This window comes from Pseudoalteromonas sp. S4492 (assembly GCF_005886115.1).
GTDB classification, from domain to species: Bacteria; Pseudomonadota; Gammaproteobacteria; order Enterobacterales; family Alteromonadaceae; genus Pseudoalteromonas; species Pseudoalteromonas gelatinilytica.
Map to the genome: position 1 here is coordinate 1 of NZ_PNCP01000321.1, position 303 is coordinate 303.

A 303-nucleotide genomic window follows, 5' to 3' on the forward strand; every position below is an offset into this window, starting at 1 on the left:
AAGCGGATTACGTGAAGCACTGCCACCTTTACCCAATTCACTTTCATCAAGCAGTGAATCACCGGGGTTAAAGTACACACTGGCGTCTTTATAAAAGTGTACGGTTGCTGTGCGCTGAGTATCCGTATAATCCTGGTGCACCAGGGCATTAACGGCAGCTTCACGAAAGCCAATATAATCGGGCGTTTCATGGCTGCGCTGAAGGTTAGCTTCATCTATCTGAAAGGGTTGTTCGGCAAAATACATAAAGCGTTCTGAAAGCTGTCGCCAGGTATCAAACAGATTGCATTCGTAGCTACGCCT

At 46.9% G+C, this 303-nt stretch carries 1 protein-coding gene; it reads right to left on the reverse strand.

Features of this window, described 5'->3' with window-relative positions:
- Nucleotides 1-303 (reverse strand): hypothetical protein (locus CWC28_RS22185; RefSeq protein ID WP_502704945.1); only part of this gene is annotated, 303 nt, incomplete at both ends.